We start from the raw sequence: 13547 nt of genomic DNA on the forward strand, positions 1-13547 counted from the left end.
TTCAGTACAACGATTCTCCGGTTGCCTTGCGGCTTAATGTGTTGGCGACCACCAGCAGAAGCAGACCTACGACCGATTTGAACAACCCAATCGCAGTCGCATAGCTGTATTGCATTTGCTTCAAGCCGGCTTTGTAAATATACGTATCTAAGATTTCGCTATTGGTAATATTCAGCGGGTTCTGGAAGACGAAGACACGTTCAAAGCCATAATCCATGAAATCCCCGATCTTCAGCAGGAACAGCACCGTGATGACTGGCAGAAGGGACGGCAATGTGATTCTGATGGTCTGCTTCCAGCGGCCTGCTCCATCGATTTCCGACGCCTCATACAATTCCGGATTGATGCTGGTCAAAGCAGCCAAGTAAATAATCGTTCCCCAGCCTACGTCGCGCCATAAACCGGAGCCGACCAAGATGGAGCGTATATACGAATCCTCCCCCAGAAAGTAGATCGGCTCGATGCCGAACCAGCCGATGATGACATTCACAATACCGGAAGTCGGAGAGAGCATGCCAACAAAGATCCCGCTCACAATAACCCAAGACAGAAAATGCGGCGCATACACGATTGTCTGCACAATCTTCTTGTACACGACGAGCCGGACTTCATTGAGAAGCAGCGCCAAAATAATCGGTGCCGTAAAGGCGATCAGAATATCGAGGAAACCGAGAATAAGCGTGTTCTTCAGAATCCGCAGAAAGTCGTAATGCTGGAACATGCGCTCAAAATGCTCGAGGCCGACCCACGGGCTCCCGCTGAAACCGGAGAAAATATTATAGTTCTGGAACGCGATGACTGAGCCGAGCAACGGCAAGTACTTGAAAACGATGAAATAGACGATGCCCGGAATTGAAATCAGATATAACGTCCGGTACTTCCACATGAAACCGAACAATAGCCGTCCCTCCCTCGTGAATATCGTTTCTGCATACTCTCATCCTAGCTGTTCACCCGGGGAGCCAACAATGGAATAGCTTTAATAGCGCTTGTGTTTTTTTTAGGTTCCCTAATCGAGTGCCGAGGGTACATACCTCCCGATAGTCACAATAAAAAAGCCTCCGACGCCACTGTATCAGTGGGTCGAAGGCTCTACTCTACTCGAGATGTACGCCGCTTGTTTGCTGCTCTATCATTTTACGGACGATGGTTCCCATATGAGCCCCGGTCTCAACCGGAGCCGTTCCCCCCGCATGGATGTTGGACAACACCGTCCGCTCGCTCTCGACTGTACCTTTGCGGGGGCGATAGCACATGTAGGCACTCATCGAATTTGACGATACGAGGCCCGGCCTTTCGCCGATTAGAAGGACGAGCACCTCTGGTTCGAGCAGCTCGCCGATGTGATCCATCACGGCAACGCGTCCTCCGCGTACGAAGAATGGTGTTCCCGTGGAGAGCCCTTGCCCGCTGAGCGAATCGAGTAAGGAGGGATAGACATCTGCTAGATTAGCCGTGACTGCGTTCGCGCTCAGTCCGTCGGAGACGACGATTTGCACCTGAGGCCGCCTCTTGCACCGCTCTAGAATTATTCGAGCTCCGTCTTCCGTAATGACGCGGCCCATATCGGGACGTTTCAAATAATTCTCCGTATTTACGTAGCAGGTCTCGACCGTAAAAAGCTTATATTCGTCCAGCAGCGACTGGCCGACACTTCCATAGATGGAGTCCACCGCAGCGGCATGATCACAGCGAAAATGGAGCAGCTCTCTCGTGAGCGGACGCGTACCTGCCCGCCATACGCCGATTCGTGCAGGTGTACTCGCGATGAGCTCCGACATGCCTTCCTCCCATTTGGGACTCGGTACATGAGAAGTACGGATTCCGCCGAACACCTCATCAACGTTCGACAAAACTCCGCTTGGTACCATGCCTTCCAGGGGAGAGGGCGAGGGCGGGGACGAGGGTGATGATGAGAGTGCCGAAGGTGAATTTATCGATGGCGAAGGTGACTGTGATCCCATTCGTTTCTCCAGCTCCGCCATGACGCGATCAACCAGCTGATCCACGGCTATTTTGGCATGCATACCGGCTCACCTCCTTTGTACTCAAATCATGAAGAAGCTCGGGTCGCCTGCCAGCGGCGTCAGCCTCCCGTTCTCCATCAGTCCCAGCTTGACGAGCCACTTCTCGAATTCGGGTGCCGGCCTTCGTCCGAGCGTCTCCCGCAGCGTAGCGATATCGTGATAACTCGTAGATTGATAGTTGAGCATGCAATCGTCGGCCATGGCGACGCCGATGATGAAATTCACGCCCGCGGCCGTAAGCAGCACAGCCAAATTATCCATATCGTTCTGATCCGCCCTCATGTGGTTCGTGTAGCACACGTCGACCCCCATCGGCAGCCCATGCAGCTTCCCCATAAAATGATCCTCAAGCCCAGCACGAATAACTTGCCTGCTATCGTAGAGGTATTCTGGCCCGATGAACCCGACAACCGTATTGATCATAAACGGTTGATATCGCCTTGCGAGACCGTAACACCTGGCCTCAAGCGTCACCTGATCCACACCATGATGAGCTTCGCTGGACAGCTCGGACCCTTGGCCGGTTTCAAAATACCACAGGTTCGGTCCCGCTCCCGTACCCTGCTTATGAATCAACTCATGCGCCTCGTCGAGCAGCCCTACGCCGATGCCGAACGCGCTGTTTCCTTTCTCCGTTCCGGCTAAACTCTGGAACATCAGATCCGCAGGTGCGCCGCTGCGAATCGCGCGCATTTGCGTTTTCACATGGGCAAGGACGCAGTTTTGCGTGGGGATATTCCACTTGGTCATCTCTTCCTTCGTCGCTTCGAGCAAGCGCTTCACACTGTCTGCCGTATCAATAACCGGATTAACGCCAATGACGGCGTCCCCAATACCGTAGCTTAATGCTTCGAATAAGGAAGCTTTCATACCCTGGATGCTGTCCGAGGGGTGATTCGGCTGTGCACGTCCTGCGAGAATGCCTCGCTGACCCATCGTACTGTTGCAGCTCGTGACAATCTCCGCCTTCGATGCGGCTTGGATCAGATCCAGATTGCTCATCACTTTCGTAACGGCTGCAATCATCTCGCTCGTTAAGCCGCGGCTCAGCCTTCGGAGCTGCTCTTGACCGGTATCCTGCCGAAGCAGATATTCCCTCAGCTCGCCGATACTCCAATTGCGGATCTCGGCATAGATTCGCTCGTTAACCGCTTCTTCAATGACCCGGGAGACCTCGTCCTCTTCGGGAGCAATGAGCGGATGATCGCGAATATCGCCAAGCGTCAGCTCAGAGAGCACCAGCTTTGCGGCCATTCTCTCTTTGGCATCCTCCGCAGCAATTCCTGCCAGTTGATCCCCCGACTTCTCCTCGTTCGCCTTTGCCATAACGGCCCTCAAATCATGGAATTGAAACGTTCTCCCGAACAGGCTCGTGCTAAGCTTCATCCTTGTATCCCTCCCCCCGAGCCTCCAGGCTGGAAAGCAAGCGTCTTGATGATTACAGGGAGCATCATGCCGGGGAGCGGTTCTCCCAAATCGATATAATCGCCATGCATCACCGTAATTTGATCAATGCAAATAATGGAGAGCCGTCTCCCGAGCAGCTTCCGGAACGACTGTCCGAGCGCCTGTGCCATATCATGTTCGCATACGACGACCAATACCTCTGCTTGGGCGAAAACTTCCGGATAGGATTCGCAGATCGCCGCAGCCAAACGCTGCACCGAAGCGTAAGAGATTCCTCTCATCCCCTGCACCGCAAGGGCAAAGGGTATCGCAGCTTCCTTGTCATACAGGGCTGCGCATGACCGCATCGCAGCTGTTAACAGCACGCTAAGCGAGTAATGATCCGTAAGGGCAACATCCGGCAACTCCAGCTTATATACCGGTAAATTGCGGATCGGCAGCGATTGTGAAGTATCGAGATAGATTGTGGCTCCGCTAATCTCCGTGCTTTGCATGCCGGCCCCAATAACGGTCGCTCGAACCGTCTGATCCGGCTTAACCCGCGCAATATCGTAGTGAGACATGGCTGACTTTAATTCACGCGCGAGTAGAGGGCCGATGTCGCCGTACTCCGCAACTTCAGCAATCGTTGCCGGCTGCGGCAGCTCCATCAAGAGCCCGATGCCCCCTGAAACCATCCATTCTGCGATCAAAGGCATGCCCGCCGGATGCTCATGGCCGAGAAGGAGTTCCCGCAATGTCGAGTCATCCACAGAGCCAGAATTACCTGCCAGATAGTCCAGCATACTGTGACTCATGTCATGGCAGATTCCTCTGACAGCCTCGAAGCTGATCATTTTCCCCTGTGCAATAGAATAGCCCCTCGATGCAAGCCAAGGTCTAATCGAAGGTGAAACAGCCGTAACTGTTCCTGTTCGATCGAGCTCTATTAATCTGCCGCCGATATGAAAGGTTACCGTACCGACTGGCCGCCCCCTCCGAAAAAAAGCCACATTCGCAGTTCCGCCGCCAATATCCAGATTGGCTACCGCTTCTTTGATTTGCATGGATCGCAGATCCGCTCCTGCTCCCCGTCCTGCAAGCAGCGCTTCTAGATCTGCTCCTGCCGTTGCGACAACGAAGTCGCCGGAGCGCTCGGCAAGCCGCTGAACGATCTCGCGTGCATTTCGTTTATTCGCCGTCTCGCCCGTAATGATAACGGCACCGGTCTTCAGCTCGGCAGGCCGAATGCCCGCATTCCGATACTCCTCGGTAATGATGGCCCACACCCCGTCTGCATCAAGCTGATCCCTGCCCATCAGCGGTGTATTGTACATCGGACTTGCATATACCAGCTGCCGTTCCACAATTTCATAACGAGGGATCGACAACGCGCTGGAGGTACGCGCCAGTCGCAGCCGGCTTACGATCAGCTTCGTCGTGCTCGTGCCGATATCGATACCGACACTCGTGATCCACTGGTCCTGCATCGCGGCTCACCCATCTCCGCTTTCGATGATGCGTACAGCCAGCTCAGACAGCGGAATCCGCTCGGTCATGCTGTGCGCTTGTATGCGCTGGTAAGCGGCAGGCTCATCTAGCCCATGCCGCTTCATTACGATTCCTTTCGCCTTCTCAATGAGCTTACGCTCCTCCAGCGATTGCTGAAGCTGCCGGATATCTTGCTTCAGACCATCCAGTCGTTCCTTCTGACTTAGCGCGATTTCAACAGCCGGAATCAAATCCGCTTCTGATACCGGCTTAACCAGATAAGCAATGACACCGGCGTCGCGAGCCTGCTGTACCAGCTCCTTCTGGCTGTAAGCCGTAAGAAGGAGGACTGCAGAACGCTGCATGCCGCGAATGATCACAGCTGCTTTGATCCCGTTCATGACAGGCATCTTCACGTCCATGATGACAAGATCGGGCTTTAACCTAGCTGCAAGTTCAATCGCCTCTTGTCCGTTCTTCCCTTCACCGATAACGGAGTAGTGCTCTTCCTCCAGCATCTCGCGGATATCCATGCGAATGATCGGATCATCGTCAATAATGACAATCGTTTTGCTCACCGTTCATCCTCCTAAGCGGGAATGTAATGTCAACCTGCGTACCAAGCGGGCTTGATGACAGATGGAGCCCACCGTTAAGATTCTCAAACACCAGCGTTTCGGAAATTTGGAGACCGATATGATGACCCTTCTTCTCGGGCGAATAGGCAGCCTCATCTATGCCGATCCCCGTATCCGAAACCCGAACTCTCGCTTCGTCGCCGATGAGCTGCAGTGCAACTTCAACTTCCCCGATGCTTCGCTCCACGAAGGCATGATTGACGCTATTTTGCACCAGCTCGTTCAGAACCAGCCCTAGCGTCATCGCCTGCTCTGCGGACAAAATCAGCTCATCTCCACTGATCCTTGCAGTTATCCGCTGATTCGGCTTGGCGGAGGCGGAAATGATCGTTTTCACGATGCGTGCCGCAACGTCATTGAATAGAATCGTCTCCATCCCCTCGAAAGCCAGCATCTCGTGGATAACGGCAATACTGTTGATTCGATTGATGCTGTCGAGGTAGACGTTCCTTATTTCCTCATGCTTTGTTCTTCGCATTTGCAGCCGCAGGAGACCCGCTACCGTTTGCAAATTGTTTTTGACACGGTGGTGAATTTCCTTAATGACTGCCGATTTGACGAGAAGCTGTTTCTCCTTCTCCTTCAGCTCCGTCAAATCCCGGATCAGGATAAAACCGCCTACCATGCGTTGATCCCGCTGCAGCGATAATGCCTTCAATTCCAACGCCACATTCCTGGACTGGTATTCGCTGCGGTAGACTCCGGTATGCTCCTGCATGGCGACACTGCTTAGTTGGCCGCCAAACAAACTACTAATCCTGCCGCCCTCAATAGGGCCGATATAGCCGATTTCCTTGAGCAGCCGATGTGCTTGGGCATTGGTATAGGTCACGATATGCCTGTCATCGAACAGCACGATACCCTCTTGCATCAGGGACTGCATACCGCCTTCGGACATGGCAAGCGAGAGCAACGTTTCGCCGAGCTGCTCGTTCGACTCTATCAACCTCTCGACATTGCGCTCCTGCTCGACATGCTTGGAAATATCGGATTCGAGGATGAGCGCTCCAATGACAAGCCCCCGTTTGGAGTGGATCGGCACCACATTTTGCTGCATGGCGATCCCTTCTTGCGAGGTGCCGCGCGAGCCTAACATCGGTTTCCCCGATAAGAGGCAGAACATCACGGCAGGCTCATTATGAAAATGCGCAAACTGACCGACAACGGAAGTCTTGTACAGCGAAGCCGCAGTCGTCGGATGCGCCTGCGCAACAACGAGCGCCGTGCGCTCATCGGCGAGCGGGCAATCTATAAAAGCATCAGATTGGGACGCATCGGCAATCCACTGCAGATGGCGCGCCAAATCCTCAATCGTTTCCATGTCATCGCCTGCCATCGTTGTATGGCTGCTGCACAGTTCCTTGACCATACCCATGACTGCTTGTCACTCCTTAAACGCAATTGAACGAAGCTTAACGCGAAGCTCTTCGATCCCTTGAAGCTGCACAGAAGAGGTGAAGAATATCTCATGACTGGCAGAGAGAGATTGCCGCAGCAGCTTGGCAGCTCTGTCGCCGTCCGCGCTTTCGGCATCCATCTTCGTAATTACGCCAATAGCCGGTATAGGAAAGCCACCAGAGAATCCCGGGGGAAAATAGTTCCTTACGCGGGTCGCATCTTGGACGAGAACCAGCGCGCACGCCTCATACGATGTAGCCATTAAAGCGCGATAGAAGAGCGGGTTCTCGCTGTACTCGCCCGGCGTATCGATCAGCCAATCGCGATAGACGAGAGACTGCGTCTTGAGTGCGGAGTCCTGCTCGCCGAAGAGCCTTTTAATCAAAGTGGATTTGCCTGAGCCGATGGCCCCGATGATCATAATCTTCTTCGCTGCCGGCTTCATGATCTCGTTAATGGCGCGATCGTGAATTGAAGCTTCTCGGCCAGAAAAATGTTCACCGCTTCGATCGCCATACTGACGGCCGACACTTCACCGACGATCACAAGCGAACCGGTAAATCGGTCCAAGTAGCCGATGCTCACATGAGCAGCCTTCGTCGCAACATCCGCGGCGATAATGGCTGTTTCCGTTGGCGTCAGCGTCAGAATGCCGATGGCGCTCGCCTCTTCAATGCCAAGTTTCGTGTACAGCATCGGATCGGGGTTCGCAATGACATGCGCAAGCGTCAGCTGCTTCCCCGGTACATACTCCTGGATGACGCGCTGCTTCTGTGGCTCCATCATTCATCCTCCGCTCCATCTTCCGGTGCTACTACGTCGAAGCTGTCGACGATACCGACAACCATGGCGTCGATCGGGACATTCCTGCCGCCGAACAGCGCTCTTGCCGGGCTTCCGCGAGAAATAATCACGTGCTCGCCTACCCCTGCCCCAATGCGATCAACGGCAATAACCGCCATGCCCTTAGGCTTGCCGGTGAATTCGATGGGCTGAACAACCATAAGCTTCAGATTATCCATCCCTTCCTCCTTCTGCGTCGCCCACACGCTTCCGATCACCTTCCCGTAGAACATAGGCTGCTCACCCTTCATCCCGGATTTGGACAGCGATGCCTTTCTCTCTCAGCACATCTTTGGCGAGCGGCGACAGGATCGTCCCTCGCTTCACTTGGATGACGGTGATACGCTTGTTCCTTGACCTCTGATTCACCCAATCCGCAGAAAGGAACTTCCCATCGAAGTGCTCGGCATGTTCCGGCAGTTCGGCTGTTGCGGGAAACTCATTGCTGGCGACAGCCGCATGCGCTTCTTCATTCTTGCTGACAGCAGCAGCAGATTCAGCACGACCCACGCGCTTCACCACCCACTCCGCCAAGTCCTTCGACGGAGCAAACTCCACACCGTACATCTGCATCTCGCTCTTATAGTAGCTGAACAGCTTCTGATACGGCATCGGCAATGTCAGTGCCTTCATCGTGCGCCGGTCAGCGCGCGAAAGCCCGGGACCGTCATCCCCCACGACCACAAACTTCCCCATCACGAGCGCCGCGAAAATAATCTCCGACCTCACCGTCCCCTTCATGCCAAGCGCAACTCGTCCCGCGTCGCCGAGGTCGATCTCCGGAATAACGATACCGTCGTAGCCGCTCGGAATTTCGATTGGAGCAGGCGTGGAATCATCGACGGCGATTGTTCTGCCAAGCCCGCTTGACTCTACTTTATGCATGCCAAGCCATCCCGATGTTACTCCATCCAGAAACAGCCGATCATATTGAATCCCGGTCTTCTGCAGAAGGATAAAATGATCCCTGTAAGCTTCATGCGCGTTACTATCGCAGAACAAATACAACACTTTCGGAGGCGCAGCCGATTCTGCCTGCATCGTGCCGACGAGCTCACGGATGATCGATTCCACCAGCTGTTTCATCTCCACCTGTATCACCTCCTCGCACCCATGCCTGCAATGTCGCCGTTCTTCCCGATTACCCTCACCCTATCGCCTGTTTCCAGTCCAGCAGCATTCGCCTCATCTCGGTCGATGTGCAGCTCGAGCGCGAACCGTTCATCCACTCGAACAATGACATCTGCGAAAATAATCGGTCGCTCCGAGTCCGTCTGCAGCATTAACCGATCGCCTTGTGCAACCTGAAACTCAGCCGCTTCCGCTAGCGACATATGCACATGTCGCTTGGCGATAATCAGACCCTCTTGAAGCACGACCGCCCCCAGCGGGCCGATGATCGTTGCGCCGCTCGTACCGGAAATGTCGCCGGATAACCTTACGGCAGGCTGCAGCCCCAGCGTATGACCATCCGTTCGCGAAATCTCCACCTGCGTCGCTGACCGAATTGGACCTAGAACGCGGACATGCGAGATGGCACCTTTTGGACCGGCGATGGTCACCGTTTCTTTTGCAGCGAACTGCCCTGGTTGAGACAACTCTCGCAGTACCTGCAGCTGATATCCGGTGCCAAACAGTGCTTCAAGATGCTGCTGGGATAGATGGAGATGTCGGCCCGACACGCCGACGGGAATTACGCGTTCTGCCCCCGTAGCACCTCCCGAATCCGAAGAGTCTAGGCGTGCAAGCCGAATCCCTCTTGCTTTCAAGAAATCGGCGGCTGCCGGTGTCAGTTTGTCTCCTTGCTCAAGCGGATAGGGGTTCGGGAGTCCTCCGACCAGTCTCGCGCGCAGCGATGCTTCGGTAATGAATCTCATAGAGGGCAAGGTCAACCTTCAAGCTTCGGCAAAATAAACTCAATATCGGAATGCGGACGCGGAATAACGTGAACCGATACCAGCTCTCCGACCTTCTCGGCGGCTGCCGCGCCTGCGTCCGTTGCCGCTTTTACAGCGCCAACGTCGCCTCGAACCAAAACGGTTACGAGACCGCCTCCAACATGCACTTTACCAACCAATCTTACGTTTGCCGCCTTCACCATCGCATCCGCTGCTTCTATGGAGCCAATTAGTCCTTTCGTTTCGATCATGCCAAGGGCCGTGTGTTCTCCTGCCATTATCCATTCCTCCTTCATAGTTGAATCCTTAGAATTAGAGCTTCATCTGGGAAAGCACGCTCTTCACGATGGCTAGTACTTCTTCTCTAGAGATGCCAGAGCTGAGCGAGCCCGCAACCTGCTCGGCGAGCTGTGACACAGCAGGCGGTTCCGAGGAAATCATCTCGCGAATGCCGAAAGCCACTCGTTTCACATTCATCAGATGCTGCGGCCCGATATTATCCGAGGTTATGTTATGACCAAGCGATCCGCAGCCCAGCGTCATGGATGGCTGAATGCCGGTCGTCGCACCAATGCCGCCGAAGGTCGTCCCCGCGTTTACGACGATTCGCGAAGCGGGAAGCTCCAGACCGAATGCCTCAATAATACGTTCTTCCTCGCAGTGGATGCCAAGCGTATGTCCGAGTCCTCCCAGCTCAAGAAGCTGCGTGCAGAGGCGGCTGCCTTCCTGCCAGTCATCGACCGTATAAAGCGCTAATATCGGCGTCAGCTTCTCCAGCGATAACGGATATTGCAGACCGACATTGGTTTCTTCCGCGATGAGCACTGTCGTGTCCTGCGGAACTGAAATGCCGGCCATACCTGCAAGGACTTGCGGCGACTTGCCGACGATCTTCGGGTTTAAACTCTTCCCGTTAGCTGTCATGATGATGCTTGCGATGCTCTCCTTCTCTTGCCCGCTAAGCATATACGCCCCTTGCCGCCTCAACTCATCGACCAGTTGAGCCTTCACCTGCCGCTCGACCACAATCGCTTGCTCGGAGGCGCAGATCGTACCGTAATCGAAGGTCTTGCTCTGCACGATCTGACCAGCCGTACGCGCAAGATTCGCGCTGTGGTGAACAAAGACGGGAACATTGCCGGGACCTACGCCGTACGCAGGCTTGCCTGAACTATAGGCAGCCTTCACCATGGCCGAGCCGCCGGTCGCGAGAATAACATCCGTCAACTTATGCCGCATAAGCTCCGTACTGGCTTCGACGGACGGGTACGACAAGCAATGAATCAGTCCCGGCGGTGCGCCTGCTTGCTCTGCCGCCTGCCGCATAAGCTTCGCCGCTTCTTGCGAGCAGCGGAGCGCAGCGGGATGAGGGGAAATGACGATGGCATTTCTCGCTTTGAGTGCAATCATGCTTTTGAACAGGACGGTTGAGGTTGGATTGGTCGATGGAACGATGGCTGCTATGACACCGACTGGCTGCGCCACTTCCCATACTCTCCGCTCTTCATCCTTGTGAATGATGCCGACTGTCTTGAGGTTCTTGATCGCCTCATAAACATTGCGGGCAACAAACAGATTCTTCGCCTTCTTACCTTGGATGTTCCCGAAGCCTGTTTCCTCTACAGCCATCCTGCCAAGCCGCTCCGCATGCTCCTCGGCAGCTGCAGCCATCGCTTGGGTGATGCGATCTACTTGAAGCTGTGTCTTAGACTCGTACTGCTTTTGCGCAGCCTTCGCTTCATGTAGACAATCACGAACCTCCTGAATGGCTAGCAGATCCATGTCCATCTTCATTCCGTTCCGTCACCTCCGCCTGGAGGGGACATCAGTGATGCGACAAACTCCGAGATTGCCGCATCCGGCCTTGCAATAACATGAACGCCGAGCAGCTTGCCTACCGCGCGTGCTGCCTGTCCGCCTGCATCTACAGCTGCTTTCACCGCTGCCACATCGCCGAGGATGTAGATGGTCACGATACCGGCATCTATTTTCTCGTATGAAGTAACCCTCACATCTGCTGTCTTGGCCGCAGCATCTGCGGCAGCAAGAAGCGCTGAAAGCCCGTACGTCTCAATCATCCTCAGTGACTGCAAGGGCTGTTTCATGTCCCTTCACCTTGCTTTCTCACAGTTTGATCGGTCTCCCAGCAATCTCCGCTACCACCTCTGCGAAGGCTTCGGCTGCAGCCGTACAAGCCGATTGACTGCCCGTCAATAACCCGCCTGCGAAGTTCGTTTCTGTAGGCGGTCCATAGAAGGTGCACAGTCTCACATCCGCAGCCTTCAGCGCAGCATCCAATCCGCAGACCGCTTCAAGCGGCGGCGCAATTAAATAAGCTAACGGCTCACCTTCCGCAATATTGGCCATGCCGGATAGATAGGATCCGGTTCTGGATATCACATGCGCGTAGTAAGCATGTGTCCCTTCCTCATTCAAGGCATAGAAGCAAGCCCCATTCTGCATCAGTGCTAACGCTGCTTCCAGACCGCTCGTCACCTCGGCAGGCGAAGCGCCGCCGATCATGCCGATGAACTCGCCGGACAACGGGCCTGATGCATGCGATGATCCGGCGTAGAAAGATTTGGCATACACCACTTCTACCGCTGCTTTCTTCGTTGCTTCATCTAGCGCCGTGTAACCAACGTCATCGATTGTCGATGTAAGGAGCCCGATGCTCCGTATGCCAGGCTTCAAGCACAGCTGCGCGGCCAGTCCCGAATCGACATTCGGGATGACCCTGACGGACAGCGGAATTGCACGTATAGGTCGTTGCCGCTGATCGTGCGATTGCCGAATCACCCAACTCACATCCTTGCCGAGAAGTCGCCGACAAACAGAAAGAGCCTAGGTTGAAAATGTGCTCCGCGCACACTTCCTGCCTAGGCTCCATTGCCTAACTGACTATGCTTTTGTTATCAAGATATGACCTCTACTTCTCTTTCATACCAGATAGGTGGATTAATGCGTCCGCATTCACTGTCCTATTCCTTCACAGAACCCATGACTAGGCCTTTCACGAAGAACCTCTGCAAGAACGGATAGACGATCAGAATCGGCAGTGCACCGATGAAAATCTGCGCGGCATTAATCGTCTTCTGCGACAGCAGATCCATCTCTTGCTTGGAGAAATTCATCGAGCTCATATCCCGTGACACGATCACCGTTTGCAGGTACGAGGCAAGCGGGTATTCCCCTTTGTCGCTAATGTACAGAATCCCGTCGAACCAAGAATTCCAATGCCATACCATCGCGAAGAGCCCGAGCGTAGCCAAGGCCGGGAGCGAGACCGGCAGGTAGATGCGAAATAGAATCCCGAAATGGCCGGAACCATCGATCAAGGCTGCCTCTTCAAGCTCCTTCGGCACACCGCGGAAGAAATTCATCAGCAAGATAATGAGCCATACGTTGACGATACCGGGGAGTACGAGCACCCAGAAATTGTCCATGAGGTGAAGCTTCTGGATCACGATATAGAAGGGCACCAGTCCACCGTTGAAAATCATCGTAAACACGAACAGCCACGCGTAAACAGAACGTCCTTTAAACTGCAACGTTTCCTTCGAAAGTGGATACGCAGCCAGACATGCTACGGCGAGAATACCGATCGTGCCAATGACAGTACGCTTGACCGAGACCCACAGGGAATGAAGGAATACCGGGTTATCGATGGTTTTCGTATAGGCGACCGTCGAGAAATCGACCGGCCATAAGCCGACCAAATTGCCGTCAGCTGCCGACTTCGCGCTGAACGAAATCGCGAACACGTGAATGAGCGGGATAATGCAGGCAAGCGACAACAGAATCAGGAGACAGGTATTGAAGATGTTGAATACGCGATAAGGCACCGTTTTGTGATACATCTCTCC

16 protein-coding genes are annotated in these 13547 nt (G+C 54.3%); all 16 read right to left on the minus strand.

Annotation, left to right across the window (positions count from 1 at the left end; all coding sequences use genetic code 11):
* Position 1: 1 nt before the first annotated feature.
* The 16 genes from AC506A_RS14250 to AC506A_RS14325 all read right to left on the minus strand — a co-directional run bounded on the left by AC506A_RS14250 (position 2) and on the right by AC506A_RS14325 (position 13541).
* Positions 2–886 carry an ABC transporter permease gene (locus tag AC506A_RS14250; protein WP_495461905.1) on the minus strand — a complete coding sequence of 295 codons (885 nt, stop codon included), beginning with the start codon at positions 884–886 and terminating at the stop codon, positions 2–4.
* Positions 887–1097: 211 nt separating this feature from the next.
* Positions 1098–2027: an ethanolamine ammonia-lyase subunit EutC gene (gene eutC, locus AC506A_RS14255; RefSeq protein WP_495461652.1), complete on the minus strand. Its 930-nt coding sequence runs from the start codon at positions 2025–2027 to the stop codon at positions 1098–1100.
* 21 nt (positions 2028–2048) lie between these two features.
* Positions 2049–3413, minus strand: coding sequence for an ethanolamine ammonia-lyase subunit EutB (locus AC506A_RS14260; RefSeq protein ID WP_495461653.1), 1365 nt, complete (start codon positions 3411–3413; stop codon positions 2049–2051).
* Entirely contained in the window at positions 3410–4903 is a 1494-nt protein-coding gene (locus AC506A_RS14265) for an ethanolamine ammonia-lyase reactivating factor EutA (RefSeq protein WP_495461654.1), read from the minus strand. Before AC506A_RS14265 ends, AC506A_RS14260 begins: the two co-directional genes overlap by 4 nt.
* Before the next feature lie 6 nt (positions 4904–4909).
* Positions 4910–5482 (minus strand): ANTAR domain-containing response regulator, encoded by a 573-nt coding sequence (locus AC506A_RS14270; protein ID WP_495461655.1) that lies wholly within the window; start codon positions 5480–5482, stop codon positions 4910–4912.
* Positions 5457–6917, minus strand: coding sequence for a sensor histidine kinase (locus AC506A_RS14275; protein ID WP_495461656.1), 1461 nt, complete (start codon positions 6915–6917; stop codon positions 5457–5459). Before AC506A_RS14275 ends, AC506A_RS14270 begins: the two co-directional genes overlap by 26 nt.
* Before the next feature lie 9 nt (positions 6918–6926).
* Entirely contained in the window at positions 6927–7385 is a 459-nt protein-coding gene (locus AC506A_RS14280; protein WP_495461657.1) for a EutP/PduV family microcompartment system protein, read from the minus strand.
* Complete coding sequence (locus tag AC506A_RS14285) at positions 7382–7723, minus strand: BMC domain-containing protein (protein WP_495461906.1); 342 nt, start codon at positions 7721–7723, stop codon at positions 7382–7384. Before AC506A_RS14285 ends, AC506A_RS14280 begins: the two co-directional genes overlap by 4 nt.
* Positions 7723–8016 carry a EutN/CcmL family microcompartment protein gene (locus tag AC506A_RS14290; protein WP_495461658.1) on the minus strand — a complete coding sequence of 98 codons (294 nt, stop codon included), beginning with the start codon at positions 8014–8016 and terminating at the stop codon, positions 7723–7725. Before AC506A_RS14290 ends, AC506A_RS14285 begins: the two co-directional genes overlap by 1 nt.
* 7 nt (positions 8017–8023) lie before the next feature.
* Entirely contained in the window at positions 8024–8869 is an 846-nt protein-coding gene (locus AC506A_RS14295) for a hypothetical protein (protein WP_495461907.1), read from the minus strand.
* 11 nt (positions 8870–8880) lie between these two features.
* Positions 8881–9660, minus strand: coding sequence for a phosphate propanoyltransferase (locus AC506A_RS14300; protein ID WP_495461659.1), 780 nt, complete (start codon positions 9658–9660; stop codon positions 8881–8883).
* 11 nt (positions 9661–9671) lie between these two features.
* Positions 9672–9959, minus strand: a complete 288-nt coding sequence (locus AC506A_RS14305) for a BMC domain-containing protein (RefSeq protein WP_495461660.1) — start codon at positions 9957–9959, stop codon at positions 9672–9674.
* A gap of 34 nt (positions 9960–9993) precedes the next feature.
* Positions 9994–11475 carry an acetaldehyde dehydrogenase (acetylating) gene (locus AC506A_RS14310; RefSeq protein WP_495461661.1) on the minus strand — a complete coding sequence of 494 codons (1482 nt, stop codon included), beginning with the start codon at positions 11473–11475 and terminating at the stop codon, positions 9994–9996.
* Positions 11472–11786, minus strand: a complete 315-nt coding sequence (locus tag AC506A_RS14315; protein ID WP_495461662.1) for a BMC domain-containing protein — start codon at positions 11784–11786, stop codon at positions 11472–11474. Before AC506A_RS14315 ends, AC506A_RS14310 begins: the two co-directional genes overlap by 4 nt.
* Positions 11787–11805: 19 nt before the next feature.
* Positions 11806–12480: an ethanolamine utilization microcompartment protein EutL gene (eutL, locus tag AC506A_RS14320; protein WP_495461663.1), complete on the minus strand. Its 675-nt coding sequence runs from the start codon at positions 12478–12480 to the stop codon at positions 11806–11808.
* Positions 12481–12662: 182 nt separating this feature from the next.
* A complete protein-coding gene (locus AC506A_RS14325; protein WP_495461664.1) occupies positions 12663–13541 on the minus strand; it encodes a carbohydrate ABC transporter permease in 879 nt (292 codons plus the stop codon).
* Positions 13542–13547 lie beyond the last annotated feature (6 nt).

Source organism: Paenibacillus sp. N22P23 (genome assembly GCF_059383735.1).

Bases quoted from the DNA above. Each gene is read 5' to 3' on its own strand.
- AC506A_RS14250 (WP_495461905.1), bottom strand. From the start codon at position 886: ATGTGGAAGTACCGGACGTTATATCTGATTTCAATTCCGGGCATCGTC.
- eutC (WP_495461652.1), bottom strand. From the start codon at position 2,027: ATGCATGCCAAAATAGCCGTGGATCAGCTGGTTGATCGCGTCATGGCG.
- AC506A_RS14260 (WP_495461653.1), bottom strand. From the start codon at position 3,413: ATGAAGCTTAGCACGAGCCTGTTCGGGAGAACGTTTCAATTCCATGAT.
- AC506A_RS14265 (WP_495461654.1), bottom strand. From the start codon at position 4,903: ATGCAGGACCAGTGGATCACGAGTGTCGGTATCGATATCGGCACGAGC.
- AC506A_RS14275 (WP_495461656.1), bottom strand. From the start codon at position 6,917: ATGGGTATGGTCAAGGAACTGTGCAGCAGCCATACAACGATGGCAGGC.
- AC506A_RS14280 (WP_495461657.1), bottom strand. From the start codon at position 7,385: ATGAAGCCGGCAGCGAAGAAGATTATGATCATCGGGGCCATCGGCTCA.
- AC506A_RS14285 (WP_495461906.1), bottom strand. From the start codon at position 7,723: ATGGAGCCACAGAAGCAGCGCGTCATCCAGGAGTATGTACCGGGGAAG.
- AC506A_RS14290 (WP_495461658.1), bottom strand. From the start codon at position 8,016: ATGTTCTACGGGAAGGTGATCGGAAGCGTGTGGGCGACGCAGAAGGAG.
- AC506A_RS14295 (WP_495461907.1), bottom strand. From the start codon at position 8,869: ATGAAACAGCTGGTGGAATCGATCATCCGTGAGCTCGTCGGCACGATG.
- AC506A_RS14300 (WP_495461659.1), bottom strand. From the start codon at position 9,660: ATGAGATTCATTACCGAAGCATCGCTGCGCGCGAGACTGGTCGGAGGA.
- AC506A_RS14305 (WP_495461660.1), bottom strand. From the start codon at position 9,959: ATGGCAGGAGAACACACGGCCCTTGGCATGATCGAAACGAAAGGACTA.
- AC506A_RS14310 (WP_495461661.1), bottom strand. From the start codon at position 11,475: ATGAAGATGGACATGGATCTGCTAGCCATTCAGGAGGTTCGTGATTGT.
- AC506A_RS14315 (WP_495461662.1), bottom strand. From the start codon at position 11,786: ATGAAACAGCCCTTGCAGTCACTGAGGATGATTGAGACGTACGGGCTT.
- AC506A_RS14325 (WP_495461664.1), bottom strand. From the start codon at position 13,541: ATGTATCACAAAACGGTGCCTTATCGCGTATTCAACATCTTCAATACC.